This window comes from Amycolatopsis sp. WAC 04182, assembly GCF_003947465.1.
Taxonomy (GTDB): Bacteria; Actinomycetota; Actinomycetes; order Mycobacteriales; family Pseudonocardiaceae; genus Amycolatopsis.
The window spans coordinates 380310-399494 of sequence record NZ_QHJJ01000006.1 but is presented as its reverse complement, the minus strand read 5'-3'; the positions used below and the strand labels follow the sequence as shown (position 1 = coordinate 399494).

Sequence of the window (19185 nt, the reverse complement as noted above, 5' to 3'; positions counted from 1 at the left end):
CTGAAGCGTTTGCCACGGCGGAGCCGGGGAACTTTTCCGATATGTCCAGATGGCGAACCACCAGCAGGAGCAACACCGCCGTGCGGGTCATCACCGGCATCGGCGCGGTGTTCGCTTTCATCGAGTTGCTGTACATGGTGATGGTGCTCGCGGGAGCCAATGCGGGCAACGGTTTCTTCATCTTCATCCAGGCACTGGCCAAACCGCTGGCGTTGTTCTGGCCGGGGCTCTTCCCGGTGAGTGACCCGAATCTCGCGGTCATCCTCGACTACGGTCTGGCCGCCGCGTTCTGGGTGATCCTGGCGGGTGTGATCGCCCGTTTCGCGGCCCGCTGACCCCCTGCGGCGGCGATCGGCGTCCCGTTCGGCGACACTGGACGGATGAGCGACGGCAGATGGTTCGACCTGAACCCGCTTCCCGAGCTGTTCGGCCTGGCCGCCGCCGGACGGGCGCTGCTGCCCAGCGTGCCCGTGACCCCGGCCGCGATCCTGAAGACCGTCACCGAACAGCTGGTCGGGCGGCGGCTGACGACCAAGGTGGACGGGCACGACGTCGGACTCACCCTGACCGGGCTCGACTACGAAACCGACAGCCTCAGCCTGGCCGCGACCGGCAAGGTCGGCGACGTCCGCATCGTCGTCGAGGACGTCGACTGGCCGGAGACGCCGCTCGAACGCATCACCGTGCTGGCGTCGAACGTCCGGCTCCGCTCGCTCCCGTCCCCGGCCGCCATCCCCGAGCAGGTGAAGATGGCGATCCGGGTGTCACCGGAAGTCCTCCAGGCGCGCGTGACCGAGGTCCGGCCGGGCATCATCGTGACCCCCGGCGAGGACGGGCATTTCCACGTCCGCTGGGAAAAGCGGCCCGGCTGGGGCCATCTCGCCCTGGAGTCCACTGTGGAGGGTGAAGCCGTCGTCCTCCGGCCGATGTCCGTCCACATCGGACGACGCCGGTTCGGCCCACCGTCCCGGCTCAAGCCGATCGTCCTGCCGCTTCCCGAACTCCCGCAAGGCATCCGGCTCGTCGCGGTCGAGGCGCACGACGGTCACCTGGTCCTGCACGCGCTGGCGGAGGAATGGCCGGAGAAACTGTCCACCATCCCGCTCGGCGATCTGCTGGGCTGGGTGACGACGGCGGTGGCCACGCTGACCCTGCCGGGACTCGGCGGCCGCTGATCGCTCGCGGCCGCCGAGCCGTACCACCTGGCTAGCTGTGCAGCGGCCCCTGCGCGACGCGCACGGCGGGCGCGGCAGGAACGGCGGGCGCAGACGTCGCGGCGGCGTTTTCCGCCTGCGGGGCGGCGGCGGACCGCACGAGCCCGGCCGACTTCCCGCACACCCTCTTCTTCTCGTCCGAAGTCATCTTCTTGCCGACGGTCCGGGTCTGGCCCACGACACCCGGGGCCGGGCCTTCACCGCTGAAGTTCCACACGTACCACTGGTGGTGGCCCCACCTGCGCTTGTCGTACCACATGTCGTACGAACCGCTGGCCACCTTCATCACCGGCGAGCGGTCCAGGCCCGCCCAGTAGCCGGGGTTGACCTCGATCCGGGTTTCGACGCTCTCGCTGGTCTCCCAGCCCCATTCCTGGCCCCATGTGCGCTTGTACGCGACCGACCAGTCGACGAGGAACTTGAAGCCCGCGCTCACGCTGATCTCGTTCGACACCGTGTTCTTCCCGCTGCGCGTGTCCCGCTTGCCGATCACCTGCGTGATCTTGTTGGCGCTGCAGTTGAACACCGTGTCGACCCGGCCCCAGTTGCCGTAGAAGTCCTGACCGCGCTGGTCGACGTGGGCGTTGCAGGTCTTGGTCGCGTTACCGCAGTCCTTGAGCAGCTCGGCGCGGGACGGTCCGCGCGAATACACCACGGAGCTGCCCTTGTCGTTCATGTTCGACCCGTAGTTGCCGCTGTCGTTGGCGTACCACTCCTGGGTGCCGCCCTGGTATTCGGCGTGCTCGTACATCGTGATGTAGCAGTTGTTGAAGGTCTGGAACGAGGAGATCTTGTCGTTCCAGTCACCGAGGAAGCCGAGGGTCTGGTTGGTTCCCTCGGTGCAGGGCGATCCGGTGACCGTGACGCTCGCACCGCCGAAGTTCGCGTGTTCGTACAGCACGCTGATCACCGTCGCGGAGGCGCCGACCTCGCCCGCCGACGCCGCGGCGAAGGAATCGCCGACGCTGTCGAAGCACCGGAACGCTCCGGTGGCCGTGTCGGCGACGCAGTGGTCGCCGCGCTCCTCGGCGTTCGCCGGGACACCGCCGGCGAGACACATCACCACAGCGGCCAGGAAGGCCGCCCCGAGTCTGTACTTGTGCACGTCTGAACTCCCTGGGGCTGACGGAAACCGACCACGACCGGATCGGCTTCCCAAGTCCACCACGGGAAAACAGCCTTGCCCAGGCAGAACGACCGGCAGACTGTTTTTCGCTTGCCACTGACCGGGACGGCTAAACCGATTCGCCGCGCTCGCGCAGATAGCGCGTGTGGTCGGCCTGCTGGTGGACGTCGCCCGCGTAGAACCGCTCCGCGATGCGGTGCGCTTCGGTCTCCAGCAGTTCCAGTTGCGTGAGGAGTTCGTCGGACGTGCTCGGCTCACCACTGGCCCGGCGTTTGGCGGCGAACCACCACGGCAGATTCAAGTACGTCTCCACCGAAAGCGGCAGATCGGTTCGCGCCAACCGGGTGACGGCATGCTGGACGTCCGGGTTGGCCGCCCACCGCTCCGGCCGCGAAAGCAGGTCGTCGAGCACCTCCGCGATCCGCCGCACACCGTCCACAGAGGACTCCGGCATGCGCTGTGCCCGCGCGGTCACTTTGCCCAGCAACGAGTCGAGATCAGCGCGCAGCTGACCGGCCTCGGCGGCGGCGTCCGCCGAGACCAGCCGGACCCGCTCGGGCGGCGCGAGCAGGGCGAACACCGCGTACAGCCCCGCGACGACGAGCGGCCACAGTCCGCCGACGACGCCGGTCAAGTACAGCGCGAGCCCGATCAGCCCGCCGACGCAGCCGGCGAGATTCTTCGTGGAGCCGAGATACCGGATCACTGGTACCCGCGGATTTCCTGGAACACCTTGGGCAGGACGTCGCCTCGCGCGTCGAACACGTTGCCGCCGGTGCGTTTCGCGACCTCGCCGAGTTCGGTCGAGTCGCCTTCGCCGAAGATCACGGTGAACACCGGAATCTGCCGCACGGCCTCCGGCAGCGACGGGAACCTCAGCTGGAAATCGGAGAACTTGGCACCGTTCGCGTTCTGCCCGTCGGTCATCAGCACGATCGAGGTGAACCGATCGGGGTCGCGCGCGACCAGCGGGCCCATGATGTCGTACGCGCGGTGCAGACTGTCGTAGATCGCCGTACCGCCGTTCGCGTCGAGTCCCTCGGCGAAGCGTTTGATCTTGTCCAGCGCGGATTGTGGATCGCCTTCCGGGACGGTGAACGTCTCCGGGCTGCCGGGCACGGTGTCGAACGGCAGCATCGTGACTTCCTCACGGCTGCGGAACCGGCGGTACCGGCCGGTCAGCGAACCGTCGGCGCCGGTCAGCCCGATCAATGCTGCGCGCAGCGACTCGATCCGGTCACCCGACATCGAGCCGGAGGTGTCGAGCACGTACAGCGTCCGCGACGGCCGCCGGATCTTGTCGAAGTAGGCGCCCAGCAACGCGTCGACCGCCTGCTGCGTCGCCGGGAACGGCAGCTCGACGAGGTCCTTCCGGGCGAACTGCTGTCCCAGCTGGACACCCGGCACGACGGGCCGGCGCTGCGTGGTCTCCATGATCTTGCGCTGGGTGTCCGGTGTGCGCAGCCGCTCGGCCAGCTTGCGATGCGCGTCCCGCCCATCGGAATTCGCGCTCTGCACCAACGTCAGCGGGTAGTCCGCCGTGACGACGCCGTCGGACGGGTACACCAGCGTCAGCGGCTCGGGGAGCTTCCCGCTCGCGTTCATCGACAGCAGGACGGACTCGTAGTTGATCAGGCCGTCGACCTTCTTGCCGGGATCCTGGCCGGTCGCCCGTCGTTGGTAGGCCTCGGAAAGCCAGCCGGACGAGCCCGCGGACATCGCCTGCGCGCTGAAGAACTCGGTCAGTTTCGGGGTGACGGAAGCGATCTGCCGCGCGTCGACCGCGTTGCCCGCCCCCGCGAGCGCCGACGCCACCCCGACCAGTGCCGAGAAACCGGAGTTCGACGCCGACGGATCGGTCATGCCGTAGGTGAAGGCCTTCTTCCCGGCCTGCTCGGCGATCTCTCCCCAGCCCACCGGCCGTCCGGTCCAGCCGAGTCGCTGCGCCGACGACGCGGACAGACCGAGGACCACCGGCGAACTCATGATCTTCACCTGCTCGCCCAGCCGTTTCGCGGCCTCCGGAACCGCCGCCGGGTAGCGGTTCGACGAGAACCAGACGGCGTCGTACTGGCCGTCCACCTTGCCGTTCGCGAGCGCCTCGGTGCCCTCAAGCGTGCCGGTGAACTGGAACTTCACCTTGACGCCGGTCGCGGCCGCCTCCTGTTCCAGCAGCGGCTGCAGATCGGCCAGTTCGCTGCCCGCGAGCACCCGCAACGTGCCCGGCTCGGCCTCCCCCAGGTTCTGCGTCCCGCCTTCGCTCGAATCGCAGGAAACCAGCGACAGCGCGCAAACCGCGCTGATCGCCAAGACCGCCCAGCGTTTCACGATGCCCCCTCGGCCGTCGCCGTCTCGTGAGAGCGGCGCAGATGGTCTTCGGCCCGCCGGATCTCCCCGGACAGCGCCTCCACGGTCGCCGCCATCGTCGAGACGGCCCCCGCCTTGAACTCGTCGATCGCGTCGATGCTCCGGTAGATCCGCTCGAACGACTCGCGGATCGTCTCCACCGCCACCGCCGGATCACTGCCGGCGCGCTGGATCTCGGCGCTGCGCAGTTCCAGCATTTCCGCGTTGGCCCTGATCAGCCCGTCGGTGGTGGCCTGCACGGCCTGGACCTCGTCGAGGACGTCCCGCTGACCGGCGAGCGCCGCGCTCACCAGCAACGCGACCCGCAGCGCCGCGACGGTGGTCGACACCGCCCGTTCGATCCCGCGGATCAGCTCGTCGTTGTTGCGCCGCACCAGATCCAGCGCCAGATAACCCTGCGCGCTGACCGCGAGCTGGGTCAGCAGGTCCTGATGCCGTTGCCGGATCGGGTGCAGCGCGTCGGCCCGCAGCGACTTGGCTCGCGCGGGATCGGTGAAGTCGAAGATCCCGGCCTGGCGCTCGACGGCCGTGTCGACGGCTTCGGCGAACGCGGCCGCTTCCGACAGCTTGCCGAGCGTCGTCCACAGCCGCTCCCGCTCACCCTTGAGCGCGGCGTTGTCCCGGCGCAGGACGTCCTGCCGCGCACGCAGGTCCAGTACCAGCGCGTTCACCGGCTCGTTGGCCGCGCGGTAGCGGTCCAGCGCCTTCTTCGCGCTGCCCGCGACCGGGATCAGCCCCATCAGCTTGCGGCCGGTGATCGGCAGTTTCGCCGGGTCGATCTCCGCCACGGTCCGCCGGAGCCCGGCCAGGCTCACCGCCGCCTGCTGTTGCGGTGACCCGATTTCCGCCAGTGCCCGCGTCGAGCGGTCCAGGAGCGCGCCCGCGACGGTCGCGGCCGCCCGCATGTCGGACTCACCGACCGCGAGCAGTTCGTCCAGCACGCGGGTGAACTCCGGCGATCGGACGTCGAGCGCTTCGAGGCGCCGGGCGAAACTCTCGGCGCGCTTCGCGACCTCGGCGTGGACCTCCGGCGCCAGCGTGACCAGGCCCGCGGCCCGCTCGGCCGGGATCGCCTCCACCGGTTCGGGTGGAGTGAGCGTGAAATCGTCCATCAGTACTGCTTCTTCACGGCGTCGAGCAGCCGCTCCAGCGTTTCGAACGACGGCGGTTCGACGGCGTCCACCAGATCCGCGGGCACCGGCGCCTTGGCCGCGGCGACGACGTCGGCGAACAAACGCGGGTCCCCGGTGCGGAAGCCGAAGGTGGCGGCGAGTTTCCCCAGCTCCGGGTCGGTCGCCAGCAGCCTGCCCACCTGGTCGCCGTTCGGCTTCAACGGAACCAGCGTGTGCTTGGAGTACACCGTCGGCGCCGTGTAGAGCAGGCGCATGTCCGGCCGGATCGAACCGTCGGCGCGGACCAGCCTGTCGACGAACTGCGACTCGTAGATCAGCGCCATCGGCGTCTTGCCCATGCCCGCGGCGAGGTAGTCCTCGAACGGGCCTTCGGTGCTGTTCTGCGTGTAGCCCTGGTCGATGAACAGCTTCGACACCGCGGGCAGCACCTTCGCCTCGGCCTCCGGCGTGCTGACCACGTTGTTCCCGTTGGCGACGAAGGAGACGATCGACAGGTACATCGCCGCCGAGTTCGATTCGCGCGGGTCCGTGGTCGTGAGCAGCACGTTCTTGCGGGCCGGGAAGGCGGTGTTGCCGGGAAGCTGGTCCCAGCGCGTGCTCTTCTGCGCCAGTTCGAGGTACTTCGCGATGTCGAGCACCTGGTAGTCCCCGGCGCCCTTGCGCACGGTCCCGTTGGCGCTCAGGAGGTTCACGATCGGTTCGAAGGTCGCGACGGCCATCGGCGACTGGAACGGCGTGTGCACGCCGGTCACCTTGTGGTCGCGCTGGATCCGCTGCGCGGCCGGCGACGAGGACGGGAACGCGAACTCGTACTTCCCGAGATCCATACTCGCGATCTGCCGCGAGCCGGCGGAGTCGACCTCGACCTTCAGCCCGTGCCGGGCGAACGCGTCCACCACCCGATTGTCGGAGAAGAAGGCCAGTTTCTCCGAACCGATGACACCGCGCACCGTGGTCAGATCGGCCCCCTGCGCGGTGTTCTCGTCACCGTCCCGGCCCCAGACGATCACGGCGACCACGGCCAGCAGCAGTACCACTGCCAGGCCGATCGACAGACGGCGTTTCACCGGCCCACCCCCTCGTTCACCAGCTCGATCTTTCAGCCCGTTCGACTCTTTTGACGCGCGAGTGAGCCATTTCGAAGTGAACGATCGATGAACGAAAGAAGTCGTCAGTTCCTGGCGAACCGTTGGGGTAGAAGGAAAATCAGATCACGGACTGCTCCGAGACCGGCAGGCACACGGTGAAGCGGGTGTCGCCGGGCTCCGAATCGACCCGCAGATCGCCCTGGTGCCGTTCGACGACGATGCGCCAGGAGATGTCCAGGCCGAGCCCGGTCCCCTGGCCCACCGGCTTCGTGGTGAAGAACGGCTCGAAGATCCGCTGCCGCACCTCCGCCGGGATACCGGGCCCGGTGTCCCCGATCTCGACGTGCACGTGATCGTCCACTCTGGACGTCCGCAGGGTCAGCGTGCCGTCGGATCCCATGGCGCCGAGCGCGTTGTCGATGATGTTCGTCCACACCTGGTTGAGCTCGCCCGCGTACGCCGGGATCCTCGGCACCGCGTGGTCGTACTCCTTCACGACCCGGATTCCCGGCCCGATCTTGCCGGCGAGCATGACGAGAGTGGAGTCGAGTCCTTCGTGGACGTCGATCCACTGGTGCGGGGCACGGTCCATCTGGGAGTACTGCTTGGCCTTGCCGACCAGCACCGAGATCCGGGTCGTCGAATCCTCGATCTCGCCCATCAGCATCTCGGTCTCGAGCGCGTACGCCAGCCAGCGGACGGCGCCGTCGAGGAAGGTCTCCCCGACCGAGTCGAGCAGCCGGTCCAGATCCGGCACGGTCAGGCCCGCGCGGACGTAGATGTCGGCGAGGTCCCAGCCCTGGTCGATGCCGTGGCCGTCGAACCAGTCGCCGATCTCGTCCTCGCGGTCGGCCTGCTGCATCGCGGTCAGCTTCGGGGCCGAGGCGACCTGCTTGACCAGCTGTTCCTGGATGTCCAGCAACTGCTCCAGCAACGTCGGATCGACGTTCTTCTTCGCCAGCATCGCGAGCTTGTGCCGCATCCCGGCGACCCGCTCCCGCAGCGCCGCCGTCGCGCGGACGGCCGCCGCGGCCGGGTTGTTGAGCTCGTGGGTCAACCCGGCGGAAAGCTCGCCGAGCGCCAGCAGCCGCCGCCGCGAACCGATCACGGTGTCGCTGTTGCGCCAGCCGAGGTACATGCCCTCCAGCAGATGCGTCGCCATCGGGAACCAGCGGCGGAACTCGGTGGCGAACTCCGCCGCGGGCAGGGTCAGGAAGGTGAGGTCGCTGACCGCGTGCACCGAAGCGCCGTAGGTGTGTTCGGTCTCCTGGTGCACGAAGAACTGCGTCGCACCGCAGTAGGCGCCGCGCTGATCGGACCGGATCGTCTCGACCTCGGTGCCGCCGACGAGCCGCGTCATCCGCAGCGCGCCCGACAGCAGGAGATAGAAGCAGGTGGCCGGTTCGCCCTCGCGCATGACCGTGGTGCCGCCGCTGTACTGCTCCAGTACGGCGTGCTCGTCGATCCAGTCGAGCTGTTCCTCGCTGAGATGCTCGAAGAGGAAGAGCCCGCGCAGTTCCTCCCTGGGCAGAACGCTCATTGCTCCTCCAAGTATCGGTGGACGAGAGTGACCGCCATGGCGCCTTCGCCCACGGCCGACGCGACACGCTTCACCGACGCCGCCCGGACGTCGCCCGCCACGAACACGCCCGGGATGGACGACTCCAGGTAGTGCGGGTCGCGGTCCAGCGGCCAGCCGGGCGGCGGGCCGCCGTCGGTGAGCAGGTCCGGACCGGTCCGCACGAAACCGTGGTCGTCACGCTGGATCTCCGTACCGAGCCAGTCGGTGCGCGGGGCGGCGCCGATGAAGATGAAGAGGTGACCGGTGGGCACGGTCTCGGTCGCGCCGCCGTTCTCGCACAGGGTCAGCCGTTCGAGGTGATCGTCGCCGTGCGCCTCGACCACCGTGGTCCGGGTGCGGACGTGGATGTTCGGTATCCCGGCGATCTGCTCGATCAGGTAATGCGACATCGACGCTTCGAGCGACTGGCCGCGGACGAGGATGGTGACGTCGGCGGCGTGCTTGGAGAAGAACACCGCCGCCTGGCCCGCCGAGTTGGCGCCGCCGACGATGTAGACGTGCTCGCCCTTGCACTCGGGCGCTTCGGTCGCGGCCGAGCCGTAGTACACGCCTCGGCCGGCGAGCTCGGCGACACCGGGAGCCTCCAGCGCCCGGTAGGTGACGCCGCTGGCCAGCACCACGGAATGCGCGGCGATCTCGGTCCCGTCGCCGAACATGACCACGCGCGCGGAGCCGCGGGCCTCCAGGCCCACGACGTCGCGGGCGGTGAGCACCTCGGCGCCGAATTTGAGCGCCTGCCGCCGTGCGCGGTCGGTGAGCTGCGCGCCGGAAACGCCGTCCGGGAAACCGAGATAGTTCTCGATACGGGAGCTGGTGCCCGCCTGCCCGCCGGTCGCCTTGCGCTCGACGATGACGGTGCGCAGCCCTTCCGACGCGCCGTACACGGCCGCCCCGAGGCCGGCGGGCCCGCCGCCGATCACGATCAGGTCGTAGAACTCCTGCGCCGGGCGCGTGGACAGGCCGACGGCGTCGGCGAGCTCCGGCCCGGACGGCTGGCGCAGCACCGTGCCGTCCGGGGTGACCAGCACCGGGATGTCCTGCGGCGCCGCGTCCGCCGCCTCGAGGATCCGGCGGCCCTCGTCGTCGTCCACGGAGTACCAGCGGTACGGCACGGCGTTGCGCGCCAGGAAGTCGCGCAGGTGGAACGAGGGCGAGGAGTACCGGTGGCCGATGAGCTTGATCTCGTCGACCGGCCGCTCCCCCACCGCGCGCCAGGTCTCCACCAGCGCGTCGACGACCGGATAGAGCTTCTCCTCCGGCGGGTCCCACGGCTTGAGGAGGTAGTGGTCGACGTCGACGACGTTGATCGCCTGGATCGCGGCGTCGGTGTCGGCGTAGGCGGTCAGCAGCGCGCGACGGGCGTTCGGGAACAGGTCCATCGCCTTCTCGAGGAAGACGATGCCGTCCATCTGCGGCATCCGGTAGTCGGCGAGGATCGCGGCCACGGCGTCGCCGCGCAGCTTGATCTCGCGCAGCGCTTCGAGGGCGTCGGCACCGGAATCGGCCCGGATGATCCGGTAGTCCTTTCCGTACCGTCTGCGCAGGTCGCGGGCGACCGAACGGGACACGGCGGGATCGTCGTCGACGGTCAACAGGATCGGCTGGCTCACCGGGTCAGCCTATTACGTTGGGGGCCGTGCTGATCGAAGCCGAAGAAGTGATCCACGCCCGTGCCGTCGTCGCGAGCGAGGCGGCCACCGCGGCGGGTCTGCCGGGCACCTTCTCCGCATGGCGTGAGGACGGTCTGCTCGCTGTCCTGGCCACCGCGCCGGAGTTGCGGTTCCTGCGCACGATCACCGGCGTCACCGAAGCGAACCTGCCCAGGGCCGTCCGGCTGGCCGGATCGTCGTGCTGGACCGGCGACCCGCCGACGCTGGTGCTGCCGCCGGGCCTGCTCCCCGGCGTTGGCCTCGTGCCCGCCGGCGTCCGTCCGATCGCGACCCTTCCGCTCACTGAATTCGCGCCGCCGGACGCCGATGTCGACGACTCGCCCGACCTCGACGCGTTTCTCCGCGTCCTGCTCGACGGGTACGAAAGCGACGACGTCGTCACGGCGTTCATGGCCGCCGAACACGCCGATCCACGAATCAGGCGGTCACTGCTGGTCGAGGACGGGGTGCCGATCTCCGCCGCGGCCCTGAGTACGCACGGTCCCGGCGTCCTCCTGGGCGGATCCGCCACACCACGGGCACATCGCGGCAAAGGCGCGCAGGCGCGGCTGCTCCTCCACTGCCTGGCCGCGGCCGCCCGCGAAGGCCGTCGGTTAGCCGTCGCGACCGCTGTGGAAGGCTCGCCGAGCCTGTCGAACCTGCGCCGTGCCGGAGCGCGGGTCCAGCTCCGGCAGGCTTTCAGGCTTGAGTGAGCTTCCGCAGGCGGAGGGCCAGCACGAGCAGCATCACGCCGTACAGCAGGGCGTAGATCCCGACCAGCAACGCGATCCCGTACGCGCCGGCGATCGGGTTGACCACGATCACGATGCCCGCGATCAGCGAAAGCGCGCCCGCCGCGATGAGGAACGCCTCCCCCTCGATCTGCTTGCGCAGCCGGATCGCGGCGACGATCTCGACGATGCCGGTGACGATCGCCCAGAAACCGACCAGCAGTGCCAGCACGAGCACCGTGATCCCCGGCCAGATCAGGACCAGGACACCGGCGATGATCCCGAACGCGCCGAGCACTCCGTAGGCGGCGCGATGGGCGGCGTCGCCCGGCCGGAAGGCCTGCATGATGCCGCCGATGCCGTCGAATATCGCGTAGATGCCGTAGAGGATCGCGAGGGCGAGGACGGTCGTTCCCGGCCAGATCAACGCGAGAACGCCGAAGAGGATGGCGAAAACCCCGCGCACGGCGGCCAGCGGCCAGGCCAGGCGGGGTTCGACGACGGTGAGACCGGCGAGAGGCATGCCCCGAGTATCGGAGCGCCGGTGGGCTTACGCGCGGCACGCCACCCGTAGGGGTGAAGGACCGGTGCGCGCCGCGACCGCCATCCCGGCGCGCACCGGGGTCATCAGGGATAGGCGACCAGGTTGGCCACGGTCGATCCCGAGTTCGCCGGTCCGCCGCGATCGTTGATCACCCGGCTGATCGTCCCGTTCCCGCCGAGGGAGACGGCGACCATGCTGCGGAACCGGACGTTCGGGTTGTTCGGCACCTCGATCGCGCGATCGGCCACCACGCTCGGATTCACGTTGAAGTAGCAGTAACTGCCGAGCCCGTAGGCCTCGTGGTTCGTCACCGAATTCGCCACCTTGTAGGCCGCGTAACCCCGCGTCGACCCGTTCATCCAGGCGGCCTGATTCGGTGGGTCGTAAGGCATTTCGTTCTGATAGAAGTAAGTCCGGCCGCGCTCGCCGTTCCAGATCGTCTGGTACTTCTGGTAGTGCTCGACGAACAGGCCGTACATCGTGATGTCGTCACCGTTGACGATCAGACCGGTGTCGGCGGTGTTGGTGGTCCACCCGACGCCGCTGCCGTGGTCCGCGCGCCAGATCCACAGGTGGTCGCCGATGACGTCGTCGCTGTTGACCACCAGGCTGTTCGTGGCCTTGCCGACGCCCGCCCCGCCGACGCGGAAGAAGACGTCGTGCAGCGAGGTCGGGTTGGCCGCGTGGTCCTGCGCCGAATTCGCCGGGCCGACCTCCATGAGCGTGTTCGAGTTCGTGGTGCCCGCGTCGATCAGCACGCCGGCGATCTTGACGCCGTCGACGTCGGCCACCGTCATCGCGGTGATGCCGTTGTCCGGGATCAGCGTCGCCAGGCCGAGACCGAGCACGACGGTGTCCGGCCGGGTGACACGGAGCGTCTCGTTGAGGTGGTAGACGCCCGGGGTGATCAGGAGGTCCTTGCCTTCGGCGAGGGCCGCGTTGATCTGCGCCGCCGTCGTGCCGGGCTTCGCGATGAAGAACCGGCTGATCGGCAGCGAAGACCCCTGCTGACCGGCGCCCCACGTGATGCCGGAGGCGTTGGTGCGCTGGGAAGGCACGAAGACCTGGTACGCGCCCGCGCCGTCGACGTAGAGGAACGGCTTCTCCCGCACGACCGGCGTAGTGTTCACGGTGGTGTACGGCGGATTCGGGAAACTGGTCGACGGCGCGCCGTCGACGCCGGCGAACACCATGTTCCAGTTGGAGCCGCTCCAGCTCCCGAACTGCGAGTTGCGTGAGATCCACTGCTGCTGCGAGCCGGACCGGACCTGGCCGTCGACCTTCACGTCGGACATCCAGCCGCCGCTCGACCAGCCACCGTCGTCGAGTTGCAGGTTGCCGCGGACATGCATGCGGCGGTACGGCGCGGCCTGTGAAACAGCCCAGCGATCGGTGCCGCCTGTGGGATTGACGGACAGATTTTCCGCGCCACGCCAGAAGTTCTGCGTCGCGTTGCCCTGGAACCAGTCGGCCTCCGCGTGCACCGCGCCGTTGATCGTCACGTTGTCGGGAGAAAGGCCGAGCCCGAGCACCTGCGTGTAGAACCCGACGTTGACGTCGACGTTGTACGAGCCCGGCTTGAACAGCAACGCCTTGCGGTTCGAGCCGAACTGACTGGTCTCCTGCTGCGAGAACACGCTGTCGACCTGGGACTGGACCGCCGCCTGCGACATACCGGGGTCGAAGACGAGCACGTTCGGCCCGAGGTCGGGGTTCGCGGTGCCGGAGACCGGGGTGAGCCGGAAGGACTGGGCGCCGGTGCCGTTGCAGGCGTACTGCTGGAGCTGTGTGCTGTCCTGCGTCGAGAGACCGGGGATGTCCAGGCATTTGCCGCTGTTGCGGCTCACGAAGTGATACGCCCCACCCGATTCCTCGACCGGCTGCCACTGCTGGTTGTTCCCGCCGCCGTAGGCCCACAGATGGATCAGCCCGCCATCGGCCGTCGACACCTCGGCCACGTCCCACACCTGCGCCGGATCGTTGCGCGTGGTGACCCGGTAGTACCCGCCCGAGGCGGGCTGGAACTGCCACTGCTGGGAAAAGGTCTGATTGCAGGCGTACTGCTGGACGACCGTCCCGTTCGCCGTTCCGGCGGCACGCGCGTCCACGCACTTCCCGCCGGTGGTCGACACCGTGTACCAGGTGTCGGGGACGATGGCCGCCTGCGCCGCCGGAGCCACCACGATCAGTGCTCCGACCAGCGAAAACAGGGCTATCAGGGCTGCTCTGGCCCTCATCGGGACCTCCTCCGCGTCGTACGGGCAGGGGCGAGCTGAGGCAGAGCCCAGTGGAGACGCGGCGTAGCGGGCGGGGACCTCGGCGTCACGATGGTCGAAAACGTAACGGCGGTCACACGCGGAGTCAATACACGGCTAAAAATAAGGTGCAAAGATGCAGGTCGGCGCGGTTTGCGGGAGCCAGGGGTGCATAGAGTGACCCCCGCGTGAACGGCCTGCGCGGGCGGTGTAATGTATGGACACACGAGATGCGGAGTACAAAGCCGCTCCGGGGCTATGGCGCAGCTGGTAGCGCACCTCACTGGCAGTGAGGGGGTCAGGGGTTCGAGTCCCCTTAGCTCCACAATCAGAAGACCCTCCCGAATCAGCGGAACTCCCGCAGGTCAGGGAGGGTTTTCTCGTGTGGTAGCAGATCTTCGGTGATCACCTGAAGATCCGGGAGCCTCAGCTGGAGGTTTTCTGGAGGGTCGATCTTGCCGCTCTGCCTGCTCGATGATCAGCAGCAGGCGCCAGGCCGAGGGCGCGCGGTGAAGCGAGGCAGGGGAACGTCTCAGCTACTCCGATTTTCACCGCTCAGATCCGGCCGGCTGTGTCGAGCCGGTGCCCGAGCCGCCGGGCTTGGGCGATCTCGGGGATACCGTCAGCGATCATCCACGTCTTGTGGCTGTGCCGTAGTCCATGGAACGTCAGCCTCTGCCGGACAGGCTCGATCGACACGGCAGCGTCGGAACGTCGAAGGTTTCCGTCCGCCGAGGGCGGAAGACCCGTCGACGGCGGCCCGAGCCAGAGCCGATGATTACCTTCATACAAGCAGCCGGTGTCCGGATCGATGACGATGCACCCGTCGTCGAGGTGCGTGTTGACGCGGCGCAGACCGGTCAGTTCGCCCCAGCGTGCCCCGGTCCAGCCCGCGGTCAAGACCAACAGCCCATAACAGCGGCCGCCGGGCAACTCCGCGTTGTCCGAAATCCGGACGACCTGCTCGGGCGTGGCCCGGACCCGTTCCGTGGGAACGAGTGACCGTTCACGGCGCCGACCACGCCGCGCCCTCCTACGCGCCGGCGTAGCGGCGCCGCAACTCCTTGACCCACAACGTCACCGCCAACGCGGTATTCTGGGATAGTTCTCCTCGGTGCGGACCTCCACGTCGAGAGTTTCGGTCCACAAGGCCACCCAGGCGGACACGCTGGTCTTCGCCGCCTGCGGGTCCAACCAGATACCACGCCGTTGATCGGCCTCAATCCGATTGGCATAGTCATCGGCCAACTTCTTGGTACCGAAACCAGAACGCGACCCGATCCTGCCGTCAGCCGTGGGATAACGGACACGCCACGAGCGCGGGCCGATCTTCTCTGCCCAAGCCATACCAACCTCCCGGGCGCCAGCGTCGAAAATGGACAGACCCGGTATGCGCCACCGCTTGACAGTTCGCAACTTGATCTCGGACCCGCCAGCAAACCCGCGGCCGACTTAGTAGGCCTGATGCACCGTCCTACGTGGTAGCCGCTTTGGGAATTGATCCACCGAACTTTGGTTACTGTCCAGTAGGTGAAGCGAATCAGGAGCACGCCGCCCGCTCCTGCCGATTTCCTCGGCTTGCGACGCGTACCCGGCGACCGAAGTTCGATCGATGACCGATCCAGACGCCTTAGAAGCTGCCACCGCAGTAGTTGCTCGGGGGTCCGCCGTGGTACTTCGACCAGATCTGCGGGCTACTCGGATCGTAGGGACGCGGGATGATCACTTCGCCGGTGAGCCGCGCCCACCCGGATACCACGGTTTCGTATTTCTCCTCCAACGCGCGAGCGGTCTCCTGCCCCCAATGCACTCCGGTGTAGCGATGTTCGGTCCGTTCCGCGGTCAGCGCGGCGTGGACCTCCTGCGCGGTATGCTCATTGCCGCCTTCGGCGTCCAAGCTCCTCAGATAGATCCAGAAGCTGCGGTGCCCGCCTGAGCGCTTGCGAATCTCGTAGGCCCACACCGGGCCGGACGCACCGTCGATGGCTTCCGCACGCTTCTTCCTGGCCTGCTCCTCCTCTCGTCGTTTGCGCGCCTTCTCCCGCATGGCGTACTCCTCCAGGTAACCGGGAAGGTCACCCATGCTCTTCTGGTGGTCCGCGAGAGCAGTCTTGAAGTCCGACCGCAGCCGCGCGCTCGCCGCGTCATATCCCTTTCGCAGCAACCAGTTCCGTCGCGCGTACTTGATCCGCCACCCCAGGCCACCCCGAAATGGCGCCCGCAGGTGGCGGCTGACGGCTTCCTCACGTTCCTGCAAGGCGCGGATCTCCACCAGTAACCGGTCCGTCGCCGAGCACCAGCGATCTCGGTCCTCCCGACTCGCTCTGACGAGCCTGTCCGAGATGGAGTGTGCTGAACAGGAGTCCTTGGCGCACAGCAACCGACTGTGCTCACTCAGTTCGGCGCCGATCACGTTACCCGTCCAGCCGCCCAGCAGGCGCCCGAGCTCAGTGACAGAGAAGTCGAATTCCACTGATTCCCTCTCCAGGATAAGGGGCTCTGGCCTTTGCCGGCACGCCATCGCGCCCCACAGCTGCCCGGCGGTGAGCGCATCACCTGACCGGTGAAGAGATCGTGCGGCCACCGATGGTGATCGTGCCCGTGACACGTCTTGCTTGGACGACATTGCCGCGGACCCCACCACCGATCGAATTCGCACCTGCCGGGCCCATTTCGCCGATGACGTTGTGCCGGCCGAGCTGGGCGACGTCACCGAACACGATGCCGGTGATGGTCGCGCCGTCCCACATGACCACATTGCCGTACACGTTGCCCTCGATGGTCCCGCCCTTCATGAACACGTCGCCACGCACGTCACCCTGGATGAATTCCCCCATGAGGGGATTGGCGCGCAGCTCGTGGCTTCCGTCCGCTTTCAAGTAGGTGCAGGGGTTCTGCTCCTCGGGTAGTTGCGCACGACCTCGTGCATAGCTGAACGCGGCGTGGACCGCGGCGGCACCGAGGGCGGCGACCACCGCGGTCACTGACCCGACCGCGGGGTAGATTCCGCCGCAGCCATCGTTTCCCGGACTGTCCAGGGTGTTGACCAGGCCGCCGGTGCACTGGGCGAGCGCTGTGGCCGGAGTAAGCAGCAGCCCGGTGAAGACGGTGGTCACGAGGAGGGCGGCCCGCCCGAGCACGTTACGCATGACGGACCCTTCCCGTGCGGATTTCTTGGCCGGTCTTGAGGTCTTGGATGTGCCGCCGCAGCAGTGCGAGGTCCACGTCCGCCCGGTCGGGGTCCCGGCGTGCCTGGTGCCAGTGGCACATGCCCAGGTCGAGCTGAGCCCGGTACAGGCGGGACAGTCGGCGGTAGGCACGCGGACCGCCGCACCGGAAGGCGTCGACGCCGGCGCGGAACCGGCGAGCGGGGTTGAGGAGCACCGGCAATTCGGCGGCGGTGACCGCGGTGTGCCCGCTGTTCGCCTCGTGTCGGAGCTCGACGGTGAGCGCGGCGCTCTGGTAACGCAGGCCTCGGCGCAACAACACCAGGTACATGACGAGGAACGGGCCGAGGAGCAGCAGGACCAGGAGTGGCAACACGACCATGGCGAACACCGGCTCGCTGACGCGGAACATCAGCGGCAGCAACGAGATCAGGCTGTTGTACAGATAGTGGCCGCAGATCGCGGTCAGCAGCCCGCAGCCGATCATGGTGCGCCGTGCTCTCGGGTTCCGTACCTGCCGGGCGGCGCCGATCGCCGCGCCGACCAGCGCCGAAAAGGCCACGTGCATCAGCATGATTCCGACCACCTGCCGTACCCAGTGCTGGTACACGGCGCCGCCCGTGCCCGGGGCGGCCATGTACAGCATCGATTCGAGGAAGTGGAACCCGAGACCGACGGCGGCCCCGACCACGAGACCGGATACCAGGTCGGTGACCCACCGCCGCGCCGCGAAGGCGATGAGCAGCACGCCGACGGCTTTGGCCAGTTCCTCGGAGATGGGCGCCTTGAACCCGTCGACGATCGCGACGAACCTGTTGTAGCCCAGCAACTGGTCGCTCAGGTAGGTGTAGAGGATCGGCAGCGCGAGGCCGAGTCCAGCGGCCATCACCGCACCCCAGCCGAATCCGGCGACCAGGATCTTGACCGGGATCCGCCGATGGCGCTGCATCCGGTGCACGACCCAGAGCGCGATCGCCGTCGTGGGCACGCAGAGCAAGGCGGCGGACACCACGTCGGCCCCGCTCTGGACCGCCGCGTGCATCAACTTGATCAGGGCCACCAGCGCCGGCAGACCACAGGCGAACGCCAGCAGCGCCTGACTGGTCTGTTCTCGGCGCCGCAGGCGGTCGCCGCCCAGGACCCGGGTGCCGTGGAGCCGGTCGCCGCCCAGGATCACGCACGCCAGCAGCAGCCCGCTCAACCCGGCGTTCGCGTTCGAGGCGGCCATCTCCGGCATCGGATACCCCGGCTGGACGAACTGCACGGCCGTCACCAGCAGATGGAGCACGGACAACGCGGCCAGCAGCGACGCCATGACCACCAGGACACGCGTCACCGGCGCTCCGGGCGTGGCCAGCCGACGACGGCGCACCGCCCGATACAGGACGAAGAGCATCAGAAGCCGGATGACGAATAGGAACCCGGCCGCGAACGACCGGGCCCCGGGCGCCTTCGCGAGCCCGCCGAACGACACGCCGGCCTGCATCTCCATGGTCGGCTTCGCCAGGAAGAGCACCAGCGGCACCAGCACGAGGACGCCGCCGATCACCGCGCAGATCACCAAGGTCCGCCGGTGCGGGTCGGATTCGTATCCCATCGTCTGCCCGGTACCTCCGCCCCCGGAACCACAGAGGGTTTCCCGGGTCACCACGGACGCCCCCCTTGCGATATCCGTGACCGGCGCCATCGCCGATCTCTCCCTCGCCGAACGTGGCCGCCGAAGGGCGGCCCGTCGTGCACGACCCCGAGCACGCGCGCGACCACGGCGGCCAGCAACGAGGCCGCACCGATCCATGCGGAACGAGTTCCGTCCGACACCTCCCCGGCGGGCTGGGTCGCGACCACGCCGGCGGGGTCGTGGACGACGTCCAGCCGGGCACCTTCACCAGCGGCACGGAACGACAGGGACAGGCTCTCCTCGCGTCCGTCTCCACAGACGAGACGGTGGTCGTAGTAGGTGTCCGTGGTCGTGCTCCATTGCTCCCCGTCATAGGTTCGGATGGGCACGCGGCGGGTCTCGATGTCGAGCACCGTGCAAGACGTGCGTATGCCGCGTTCGTACAGCGCCGCGTCGTTCACCCCCGCCTGCACGGCGAAAGCGGCGATCACCGTGGCCGCCGCTCCCGTCAAGATCCATCCCAGAGGTGCGGCGAGGAGAATGGAGGTCAGCCAGAGCACCAGGCCGATGACGAACAGGAGCCCACCCAGCACGCGCGATGAATGTGCGCTGAACCAGGCCCCGGCCAGGGACAAACCGACCACGAGCGCCGGCTGGCCCACGGCGATGACCAACTGCGCCACCGGACCACCGGGGTGGAGCCTCATGCGT

18 protein-coding genes and 1 tRNA gene are annotated in these 19185 nt (G+C 68.2%); 4 read left to right on the top strand and 15 right to left on the bottom strand.

Annotated features, from left to right (window positions below):
- Nucleotides 1–80: 80 nt before the first annotated feature.
- Nucleotides 81–335 (top strand): hypothetical protein, encoded by a 255-nt coding sequence (locus tag DMH01_RS31010; protein ID WP_026467456.1) that lies wholly within the window; start codon nucleotides 81–83, stop codon nucleotides 333–335.
- A 45-nt stretch (nucleotides 336–380) separates the two neighbouring features.
- Nucleotides 381–1175, top strand: a complete 795-nt coding sequence (locus DMH01_RS31005) for an LmeA family phospholipid-binding protein (protein WP_125680966.1) — start codon at nucleotides 381–383, stop codon at nucleotides 1173–1175.
- A gap of 31 nt (nucleotides 1176–1206) precedes the next feature.
- Here DMH01_RS31005 and DMH01_RS31000 read toward each other — a convergent pair whose 3' ends face one another.
- The 7 genes from DMH01_RS31000 to DMH01_RS30970 form a co-directional block, all read right to left on the bottom strand.
- Nucleotides 1207–2319, bottom strand: coding sequence for a peptidase inhibitor family I36 protein (locus DMH01_RS31000; RefSeq protein ID WP_125680964.1), 1113 nt, complete (start codon nucleotides 2317–2319; stop codon nucleotides 1207–1209).
- Between the two features lie 130 nt (nucleotides 2320–2449).
- Nucleotides 2450–3046: a hypothetical protein gene (locus DMH01_RS30995; protein ID WP_125680962.1), complete on the bottom strand. Its 597-nt coding sequence runs from the start codon at nucleotides 3044–3046 to the stop codon at nucleotides 2450–2452.
- Nucleotides 3043–4668 carry a substrate-binding domain-containing protein gene (locus DMH01_RS30990; protein ID WP_125680960.1) on the bottom strand — a complete coding sequence of 542 codons (1626 nt, stop codon included), beginning with the start codon at nucleotides 4666–4668 and terminating at the stop codon, nucleotides 3043–3045. Before DMH01_RS30990 ends, DMH01_RS30995 begins: the two co-directional genes overlap by 4 nt.
- On the bottom strand, nucleotides 4665–5819 hold the full coding sequence (locus DMH01_RS30985) for a toxic anion resistance protein (protein ID WP_125680958.1): 1155 nt from the start codon (nucleotides 5817–5819) through the stop codon (nucleotides 4665–4667). The genes DMH01_RS30990 and DMH01_RS30985 overlap by 4 nt, the downstream gene beginning before the upstream one ends.
- On the bottom strand, nucleotides 5819–6907 hold the full coding sequence (locus tag DMH01_RS30980) for a hypothetical protein (protein ID WP_125680956.1): 1089 nt from the start codon (nucleotides 6905–6907) through the stop codon (nucleotides 5819–5821). The genes DMH01_RS30985 and DMH01_RS30980 overlap by 1 nt, the downstream gene beginning before the upstream one ends.
- Nucleotides 6908–7046: 139 nt before the next feature.
- A complete protein-coding gene (locus DMH01_RS30975) occupies nucleotides 7047–8468 on the bottom strand; it encodes an ATP-binding protein (protein WP_125680954.1) in 1422 nt (473 codons plus the stop codon).
- Nucleotides 8465–10120 (bottom strand): FAD-dependent oxidoreductase, encoded by a 1656-nt coding sequence (locus tag DMH01_RS30970; RefSeq protein ID WP_034320127.1) that lies wholly within the window; start codon nucleotides 10118–10120, stop codon nucleotides 8465–8467. Before DMH01_RS30970 ends, DMH01_RS30975 begins: the two co-directional genes overlap by 4 nt.
- A gap of 26 nt (nucleotides 10121–10146) precedes the next feature.
- On the opposite strand from DMH01_RS30970, the gene DMH01_RS30965 reads away from it, so the two are divergent.
- Nucleotides 10147–10872, top strand: a complete 726-nt coding sequence (locus tag DMH01_RS30965) for a hypothetical protein (protein WP_125680952.1) — start codon at nucleotides 10147–10149, stop codon at nucleotides 10870–10872.
- Here DMH01_RS30965 and DMH01_RS30960 read toward each other — a convergent pair.
- Together DMH01_RS30960 and DMH01_RS30955 are read right to left on the bottom strand one after the other, a co-directional pair.
- Nucleotides 10859–11413: an HdeD family acid-resistance protein gene (locus DMH01_RS30960; protein ID WP_125680950.1), complete on the bottom strand. Its 555-nt coding sequence runs from the start codon at nucleotides 11411–11413 to the stop codon at nucleotides 10859–10861. The genes DMH01_RS30965 and DMH01_RS30960 overlap by 14 nt on opposite strands.
- A 104-nt stretch (nucleotides 11414–11517) precedes the next feature.
- Nucleotides 11518–13671 carry an RICIN domain-containing protein gene (locus DMH01_RS30955; protein WP_125680948.1) on the bottom strand — a complete coding sequence of 718 codons (2154 nt, stop codon included), beginning with the start codon at nucleotides 13669–13671 and terminating at the stop codon, nucleotides 11518–11520.
- 270 nt (nucleotides 13672–13941) lie between these two features.
- On the opposite strand from DMH01_RS30955, the gene DMH01_RS30950 reads away from it, so the two are divergent.
- Nucleotides 13942–14014: transfer RNA gene (locus DMH01_RS30950), tRNA-Ala, on the top strand.
- Between the two features lie 230 nt (nucleotides 14015–14244).
- Here DMH01_RS30950 and DMH01_RS30945 read toward each other — a convergent pair.
- The 6 genes from DMH01_RS30945 to DMH01_RS30920 all read right to left on the bottom strand — a co-directional run bounded on the left by DMH01_RS30945 (nucleotide 14245) and on the right by DMH01_RS30920 (nucleotide 19181).
- Complete coding sequence (locus tag DMH01_RS30945; protein ID WP_125680946.1) at nucleotides 14245–14589, bottom strand: hypothetical protein; 345 nt, start codon at nucleotides 14587–14589, stop codon at nucleotides 14245–14247.
- Between the two features lie 177 nt (nucleotides 14590–14766).
- Nucleotides 14767–15036 carry a hypothetical protein gene (locus DMH01_RS30940; protein WP_125680944.1) on the bottom strand — a complete coding sequence of 90 codons (270 nt, stop codon included), beginning with the start codon at nucleotides 15034–15036 and terminating at the stop codon, nucleotides 14767–14769.
- Nucleotides 15037–15319: 283 nt separating this feature from the next.
- Nucleotides 15320–16162, bottom strand: coding sequence for a hypothetical protein (locus DMH01_RS30935; protein WP_125680942.1), 843 nt, complete (start codon nucleotides 16160–16162; stop codon nucleotides 15320–15322).
- Nucleotides 16163–16241: 79 nt separating this feature from the next.
- The gene (locus tag DMH01_RS30930) at nucleotides 16242–16805 is read right to left on the bottom strand and encodes a hypothetical protein (RefSeq protein ID WP_125680940.1); all 564 of its coding nucleotides are present in this window, start codon (nucleotides 16803–16805) and stop codon (nucleotides 16242–16244) included.
- A 25-nt stretch (nucleotides 16806–16830) separates the two neighbouring features.
- Nucleotides 16831–18453 (bottom strand): PrsW family intramembrane metalloprotease, encoded by a 1623-nt coding sequence (locus tag DMH01_RS30925; RefSeq protein ID WP_125680938.1) that lies wholly within the window; start codon nucleotides 18451–18453, stop codon nucleotides 16831–16833.
- A 47-nt stretch (nucleotides 18454–18500) separates the two neighbouring features.
- Nucleotides 18501–19181 (bottom strand): hypothetical protein, encoded by a 681-nt coding sequence (locus DMH01_RS30920; protein ID WP_125680936.1) that lies wholly within the window; start codon nucleotides 19179–19181, stop codon nucleotides 18501–18503.
- Between the last annotated feature and the right edge of the window lie 4 nt (nucleotides 19182–19185).